Source organism: Streptomyces sp. NPDC032472 (genome assembly GCF_040636955.1).
In the GTDB taxonomy this organism is placed as follows: domain Bacteria; phylum Actinomycetota; class Actinomycetes; order Streptomycetales; family Streptomycetaceae; genus Streptomyces.
Window position 1 is genome coordinate 1 of record NZ_JBEZVK010000146.1, and the last position, 7128, is coordinate 7128.

Below are 7128 nucleotides of genomic sequence, written 5' to 3' on the forward strand. Positions count from 1 at the left end.
GCCCCGCCGACACCTTCCAGCCCCGCCGGCGTTTGAGGCGCGGGGTCTGGGGCAGTGCCCCAGAAGCCCAGCCGGCTCCGCCGACTCGTGACGCCTGGGCCTTGCCTTCCCGGCTTCGCCGACGCATTGGCCGGGGGTCCGGCAAATCCAGCCTCGCCGGCGTTGAGTGGGGGTCCCCCGGACGAAGTCCGGGGGAGGGTCCGGGCGGAGCCCGGTGCCCGGCGGAGCCGGGTTCCTTGGGGCGCCGCCCCAAACCCCGCGCCTCAAACGCCGGCGAGGCTGAGATGGGCGACCCTCGGCTTCGAAGGTGGCGGTTGGGTTGCTGGGCGCCGCCCCAGACCCCGCGCGTCAAGCGCCGTCGGGGCTGGGTGGGTGACCCTCGGCTTCGAAGGTGGCGGTTGGGTTGCTGGGCGCCGCCCCAAACCCCGCGCCTCACACGCCGGCGAGGCCGGATTGGCCGGACCCCGGATGCGGAGGTCGGCGGGGTTAGGCGCCGATGCGGATCAGGGCGAGGGTGATGTTGTCCGGGCCGCCCGCTTCGATGGCGGCGCGCCACAGCTCGAAGGCGGCCTTGCCGTCGTCGTGGACGCGTAGAAGCTCGTCCAGTTCGTCGTTCGGGACGGGGTCCGTGAGGCCGTCCGAGCAGATCAGGTAGCGGGCCCCCGCCCCGATCGGCTCGGTCGACACGTGCGGGGTGATCCCGGCGCTCCGGCGGCCGCCGCCGATGGCCTGGGTGAGCAGGGACGTGGTCCGCTGACCGGGAGCCAGCGGCGGGTTGTCGTCCACGCTGACCTGCCGCAGCTCCTCCCGCGTGGCGTCGAGCACCCGGCTGTCGCCGACGTTGAACGAGATCAGCGACTCCTCCAGCACCACGGTCCCCGCGACCGTGGTCCCCATGGCGGTCAGCCCCGGATCGCTGTCGGCGGCCGCGTACAGGGCCTGGTCGCACAGGCTGAGCGCCTCCCGCACGGCCCCCTCGCTGTCCAGGGCGGGCCCGAGCGCCGAGAGTTGGCGTACGACGAGCGCGCTGGCCACCTCGCCCGCCGGCTGCCCGCCGATCCCGTCGGCGACCGCGACGACGAGGGGGTCGCCGAGCGGGAAGACGAACGTCTGGGGGTTGCGGGTGACGGTGGCGCACAGGGTCCACGGTCCGACGACGAGGCTGTCCTCGTTGTGGTCGCGTATCAGCCCGGCATGGCTCAGGGCGCTCACGGCTATGTACGGCATCGCACCCCTATTGTCCCGCCCCCGGCGGCCCGCCGCCCCCGCCCAGCGCGTGCCGCCGTACCAGCCGGGCGATGTCCGAGGCCGTGACGATCCCGACCAGCCGGTCCGCGTCCACCACCAGCACCGGCAGGGACCTCCCCGGCCGCAGCCCCTCCAGCACCTCGGCCAGCGGATCGCCCGGCGCGGCCACCACGCACCGCTCCAGCGGGACGGCCACGTCGCGGGCCCGCAGCCCCTCCCGCTGCGCCGCCGGGACCGAGGCCAGCCTGCGCACGTCCAGGACCCCGCTCGGGCGGCCGTCGAAGTCCAGCAGCGGCACCAGGGAGTGCCGGGATTCCGCGGCCACCTCCCCGATGAACCGCGGGAGGTCCAGCCAGTCGGGGCCGGTGGCGACGGGCCCGGACATCGCATCGCGGGCCCGTACGCCCTCCAGGGCGGTGCGGACCTCGGCCGTACGGCGCTCGGCGGCCGCGACGACCGCCATGAACAGGCCGACGAACACCAGCCACAGCCCGTCCGGCTTCCCGCGCAGGAAGGCGAACCATCCGGCGGCCGCCAGCAGCATGCCGACCGCCTGCCCGCTGCGCGCGGCGGCCCGCTCGGCCCGCTCCCGGTCCCCGGTGCGCCACCACAGCAGGGCCTGGAGTACGCGCCCGCCGTCGAGGGGGGCGGCCGGCAGCAGGTTGAACACCGCGAGGAAGAGGTTCGTCCAGCCCAGCCACACCAGGACGGCCGCGGGCACCGCCGCCCAGCCGGACAGCCGGCTCAGTCCGAGGCCCGCACCGAGTGCCGCGCCGCCGATCACGAGGCTGGTGAGCGGCCCGCTGACCGCGACGGCGAACGCCACCGCGGCGCTGCGCGGCCGGCCCATCCGCGTCATCCCGCCGAGCGCCCACAGGGTGACGTCCTGGACGGAGATGTCCTTCCTGAGGGCCGTCGCGGCGTGCGCCGCCTCGTGCAGCAGCAGGCTGCCGAGCAGCAGCAGGGCGCCCACGGCCGCGGCGGTGGTGTACACGGCAAGGGAGCGCCCCGGGGTCCACACGGGCAGGGTCTGGCGGCCGAGCCCGTAGCCGAACAGCACCACCAGCAGCGGCACGCTCCAGTGCATCCGCAGCGGCACGCCCACAACACGTCCGATGGGGACCGAGCCGTTCATCGCCTACTCCCGCCGGCCCGCCGGCCCGCAGGCCGGTTCACACCCCATTGTCACTCCGGGGTGCCGGCACGACCGCCGGATCAGCCCTCCGCGGCCGCGGGGGCGGCGACCAGGGCCGCGTCGAGCTCCCAGGCGTGCCGCTTGAACTCGCGCCGGAAGTCGCCGTGGTCCTCCCACTGCCGGGCGATGCCGCGCAGGACGTCCCAGTGGTGTTCCACGGACTGGTCGATGACCCGGCGCAGCGCCGCGTCCGCCGTCGCCCGCTTCTCGATCAGGCCCTTGACCGCCGAGGCCTCCAGCACCGCGTTGCGCAGGGCGCGCAGCGCGCGCGAGGTGTCGTCCATCGCGAAGCCGCGCTCGCTGCCCGTCGACTCCTCGAACAGCGGGGTGAGCCGCGCCTCGATGAAGGCGGTGATCCGCTCGAAGTGCTGCACGTCCATCGGGGCTCCATCTCCTGCCGCGCTCGGCGGCCCGGCACGTCACATCGGGTGTCTCGTCTGCCTGCCGGCGCGTTCCGCCGCGGCCGGCGCGGTTGCAGAATATCCGCTGAAGATCGGCAGGGGGCGCCGGGAGATCCGTAGGAGGCCGGAGGCGGCAGGGATCCGCGGCAATTGCCGTCGCTCCTCGTCCTTGCGGTGTTACCTTCCGTGTCGTCGACGCGTGCGTCTCATGAATCAGTCGGGGGGCGGATATGGGGACCGGGGCGGCGGAGCTCGGCCGTGTGGAGGGGGCCGACGCTTTTCTGCGGCACATGATCTGGCGGTTTCCGGACCAGCGGCAGCCCGTGGTGGCGCTGCTCGGGCCGCGCCGCTCGGGCAAGTCCAGCATGCTGCGCTCGCTGTCGCAGGGGTGCGGCTCGACGGTGGTGCACGCGTACCTCGACTTCCACGAGACACCGCTCGACCCGGTGTCCGCGGCGGCCCTGGTGGCCTTCCAGATGATGCGCGGCTGGGACACGTTACGCCGCAGCCCGGTCTTCCACCGCTTCGCGCTCGGGCTGCTGGCCCTCAACGAGAACCTGGAGTCGGACCGGGCCCGCGCCACCGACCAGATCCGCGGCCTGATCCAGCAGTACACGCGCAACACCCGCCGCGGCCGGTTCGCCTCCCGGGTGGAGGAGGCGGTCGACGCCACGATGGACGTCGTGGCCACGGGCGCGCTCAGTCCGCTGGTGCAGGGCCCGCGCGAGGTGGTCTCCGCGGTACGCGACAGTGCCCGGCCGGTGATCGGATCGCTGCTCCAGAGCACCGCCCGGTGGGGCCTGCGCGACGCGCTGCGCTGGCACGTCGGCATACCCGAGGCGGAGGCGGCGGGTTCCCTGGACGCGCTGATCCGGCTCAGCTCCGCCTCGCGGACGGCAGCGGTCGCGCCGCTGCTGTCGGCCTTCCTCGCCGACGTCAAGGACCAGGCGGAGCGGCATCCGGCGCTGCGCTCGGCCTGCTCGTGCGAGATACCCGCGGCCGAGGCCGCCCGCGGCCGGCACGGCCACGCCTGGGTCCTCCTCGTCGACGGCGCGCAGACCCCGGCCGGCCGCCGGTTCCTCTCCGCGCTCGTCGCCGCCCGCATCCGCAACGAGCAGAACGGGCCGGGCGGGACGGCCGCTGCCGATCCCCTCGTCGTCCTGGCCGCCTGCGACCAGTGGCAGCCGGAGTGGACCAGCCGCTGGTGCGAGCCGTGGCGGACCACCCCGCTGCCCGAGACCCCGCAGCGCCGCATACCCCTGCTGTCCCGGGCCACCCGTGCGGCGTGGACCCGCCAGGACGAGTCCGGCGCCCGGGCGGGAGCGGGCACGGCCGGGGGAGCGGGCGCCGCCGCCGGACCGGACCCGGCCTCCCCGGCGCACTACTGGTACCCGGTGTGGCTCGACCCGATGTCCGAGGAGCGCGTCGCGGAGGTCACGGGCGACGGCGCCCCGCTGGCCGGACCCCTGCCCGCCTCCGTAGCCCACGCCCTCACCGGCGGCCACTGGGGCGCCGCCCTCACCCTCCAGGACCAGCGCGAGAACACACCGCCCGACCAGGACGCCGCCGAACGGGACAGACCCCTGCCCGCCGCCGTCGACCCGGGCGGAAGACCCCTGTGGTCCCGCGCCCTGGAGACCAGCCTGCCCGAGGGGCTCGGCGTCCCCGGCCGGCAGTGGGCCGCCCCGCCGCCGGTGGTCCTGGCCGCGGCCTACCTGGCCGACATGCGCACCGCCGACGACCCCCGGGTGCCGCCCGGCATAGCCGACCTGCCGCGCAGCCTGGAACTGCTGCGCCGCAACCTGTGGGTCAGCACCTTCTTCCACCGCCCCTCCCGCATCCGGGAGGTCGGCTGGGGCGACACCGACAGACCGCCCGTGCTCCACCCCTGGCTCAGCCGCTGCGCACTCACCGCCCTCTCCGCGGCGACCGCCGCCCCGGCCGGCCCCTCCGAGGACGCGCCGCCCGACCCGTGGCGCGCGGTCTTCACCGGCCAGGCCCGGGCCCTGCTCTCCCTGACGGACGCCCACCGCGGCTCCATCGTCGCCCGCGACGAGCAGCAGCTGTTCTACGAGCTCTCCCTCGGCCACTTCGCCCCCGTCGCGGGGGCGCTGGCCGACCGGTTCGACCGGGACCACCGCGCCTGGGTCCGCCTCCTGGACTACCTGGCCTCCGCCCCGTGCCGCCTGGTGCACCGGCAGTCCGCCCCGGAGGCGTACGCCCTCCTCCTCGACGGGATCGAGGAGGAGGGCCGGGACGTCGTCGCGGTCACCACCGCCAAACTCCTGGCCCTGCTCTGGCTGTACAGCGATCCGCTGACCGAGCACAACCGGCGGTGGGACGGCCAGATCGAAGAGTGCTTCGACCGCCTCTCGCACAACTCCCGTCTGCTCGACGTCAGCGCCCTCCAGCAGGCGGGTGCCCTCTTCGCCTGACCGTTCGCCCGACCCTTCGCCTGACCCTTTCCGCGCCCCGTGTCCGGCGAGGCCGGGCGCACCGCTAGGAGTCCTCATGTCCGCAGGTGTCCACGTTCCCCGCTTCGCCCGGTGGCGCCGCCATCCGGCGGCGTCCCTGACCGTCCTCGTCATCCTCCTGGCCGGTGTCGTACTGGGCGGCATCCGGGTCTACAAGTTCTTCGTCCGGCCCGAACTGTCCTGCGGGAAGGGGATGACCGCCACCGGCTCGCCCCTGCAGTGCGTGGGGGTGAACCTGGAGAGCACCGCCTTCACCAAGGGCGAGCCGGCCCGCATGCGCAAGCTGGAGGAGACGGTCCGCGCCTCCAACGACGCGGTGAAGGGCGAGTCCACGTCCGTGGTCCTGCTGCTGAACCTCTCGCCCGTCAACGACGTGGACACGCTGACCTACGAGTCGCTGTACCACAACGTCGAGGGCGCGGTGACGGCCGTCTGGCGGGCCAACAACACGGCCGCGTACGGCAGCAGGCCGGGCGTCAAGCTGTACCTCGCCAACATGGGCAGCCAGTACGCCTCCTGGCAGCAGGCGGTCGACAGCATCCAGAAGCACGCCGACGCCGAGCACATCTCCGCGGTCGTCGGTCTCGGCCAGAGCACCGAGCAGACCCGCCAGGCCGCCGCGGCCGTCTCCTCCCGGCTGCACATCCCCGTCATCGGCTCGACCGTCACCGGCAACTCGATGAACCTGGACCCGGCCGACCCGTCGGGCAGGAAGCTGATCCCCGACATGTTCCGCGTCTCGCCGACCAACACCGACTCGGTGATCGCGGCGAGCCAGTACGTGGCGGGGATGCGCCCGGCCGTCACCTCGATGGCCGTCGTCGCGGACAGCGTCGCCGACGACGACTACACCGCCACCCTCGCCGCGGAGGCCAAGACCCGCTTCCAGGCGCCGGACCGCACGGTGACCGTGCTGCCGTACACCTCACCCCGCTCCCTCACGGCCGGCGCGGGCCGACAGGACTATCTGGTGCAGCAGTTCGACCTGATGCACGCCAACCTGTGCCAGGCCGCCCCGTCCGTCGTCTACTTCGCCGGGCGCGGCCGCGACCTGGGTGCCTTCGTGCAGAACTGGGTGCAGGGCGCACCGTGCGGCATCGCTCAGCTGCACATCCTGGTGGGCGACGACGCTTCGGAGGCCATCCGCGACGACGCGGTGCTCAAGGGGGTCGCCTCGGGCCGGGTGACGGTGGCGTACACGGCGCTGGCCAGCCCGGACGAGTGGGGGACCGAGTGCCCCGGATCGGACGCCAAGCGCAACTACGACCAGTTCTGGTCGGCGTTCACCGGGCGGCCCGACCCGTGCACCAAGCAGCCGCTGGCCACCACCGAGGGCGCGCTGCCGCCGCTCGCCTTCGACCCGGCCGACCTCGCCAGCGGGCAGGCGATGCTGACGCACGACGCCGCCGTCGCCGCGATCAGCGCCGCCCGGCGCGACGGGGCGGGCCTGAAGAACCCGGGCCTGGAGACGGGCATCCTGCACCAGTTCTACTGCGCGCAGATGCTGCCGGGGGCCAGCGGCTGGCTCTCGTTCGGCAGCGACGGCAACCCGGTCGGCAAGCCGGCCCCGATCGTGCAGCTCAACCCGGACGGGACGACGAAGACCGTGTCACTGGCCTGGCCGAGCTCCGCACCCAACCTGAGCCTCCCGCAGAAGGGCGGCACGGGCGCCCCGGGCTGCTAGTGCTGCAACGGCCGGGTGCAGGGGGCGGGCCGCCGCCCCCAGCACCCGCCGCCCGCGCAGTGGCACAAGCGGGCCACCTGCTCCAGCTCCAAACCGATCACGGCCGGGTCGCGGGGCCCCCCGGGC

The 7128-nt window shown here is 74.4% G+C and carries 5 protein-coding genes; 2 read left to right on the top strand and 3 right to left on the bottom strand.

The features are described 5' to 3' along the window. Nucleotides 1–486: 486 nt before the first annotated feature. From AB0F11_RS37020 to AB0F11_RS37030, 3 genes are all read right to left on the bottom strand, one after another. Nucleotides 487–1227, bottom strand: a complete 741-nt coding sequence (locus tag AB0F11_RS37020) for a PP2C family serine/threonine-protein phosphatase (protein WP_362183966.1) — start codon at nucleotides 1225–1227, stop codon at nucleotides 487–489. A 7-nt stretch (nucleotides 1228–1234) separates the two neighbouring features. Beyond that, a complete protein-coding gene (locus tag AB0F11_RS37025; protein ID WP_362183968.1) occupies nucleotides 1235–2383 on the bottom strand; it encodes a site-2 protease family protein in 1149 nt (382 codons plus the stop codon). Between the two features lie 80 nt (nucleotides 2384–2463). Beyond that, on the bottom strand, nucleotides 2464–2823 hold the full coding sequence (locus AB0F11_RS37030; RefSeq protein ID WP_362183971.1) for a hypothetical protein: 360 nt from the start codon (nucleotides 2821–2823) through the stop codon (nucleotides 2464–2466). A 311-nt stretch (nucleotides 2824–3134) separates the two neighbouring features. Between AB0F11_RS37030 and AB0F11_RS37035 the strand changes: the two genes are divergently transcribed. Both AB0F11_RS37035 and AB0F11_RS37040 read left to right on the top strand, forming a co-directional pair. Continuing rightward, entirely contained in the window at nucleotides 3135–5279 is a 2145-nt protein-coding gene (locus AB0F11_RS37035) for a hypothetical protein (protein WP_362183974.1), read from the top strand. Between the two features lie 76 nt (nucleotides 5280–5355). After that, the gene (locus tag AB0F11_RS37040) at nucleotides 5356–7002 is read left to right on the top strand and encodes a hypothetical protein (protein ID WP_362183977.1); all 1647 of its coding nucleotides are present in this window, start codon (nucleotides 5356–5358) and stop codon (nucleotides 7000–7002) included. Nucleotides 7003–7128: the final 126 nt, after the last annotated feature.

Coding starts and splice junctions, on each gene's coding strand:
- AB0F11_RS37020 (WP_362183966.1), bottom strand. CDS start 1,227: ATGCCGTACATAGCCGTGAGCGCCCTGAGCCATGCCGGGCTGATACGC.
- AB0F11_RS37025 (WP_362183968.1), bottom strand. CDS start 2,383: ATGAACGGCTCGGTCCCCATCGGACGTGTTGTGGGCGTGCCGCTGCGG.
- AB0F11_RS37030 (WP_362183971.1), bottom strand. CDS start 2,823: ATGGACGTGCAGCACTTCGAGCGGATCACCGCCTTCATCGAGGCGCGG.
- AB0F11_RS37035 (WP_362183974.1), top strand. CDS start 3,135: ATGATCTGGCGGTTTCCGGACCAGCGGCAGCCCGTGGTGGCGCTGCTC.
- AB0F11_RS37040 (WP_362183977.1), top strand. CDS start 5,356: ATGTCCGCAGGTGTCCACGTTCCCCGCTTCGCCCGGTGGCGCCGCCAT.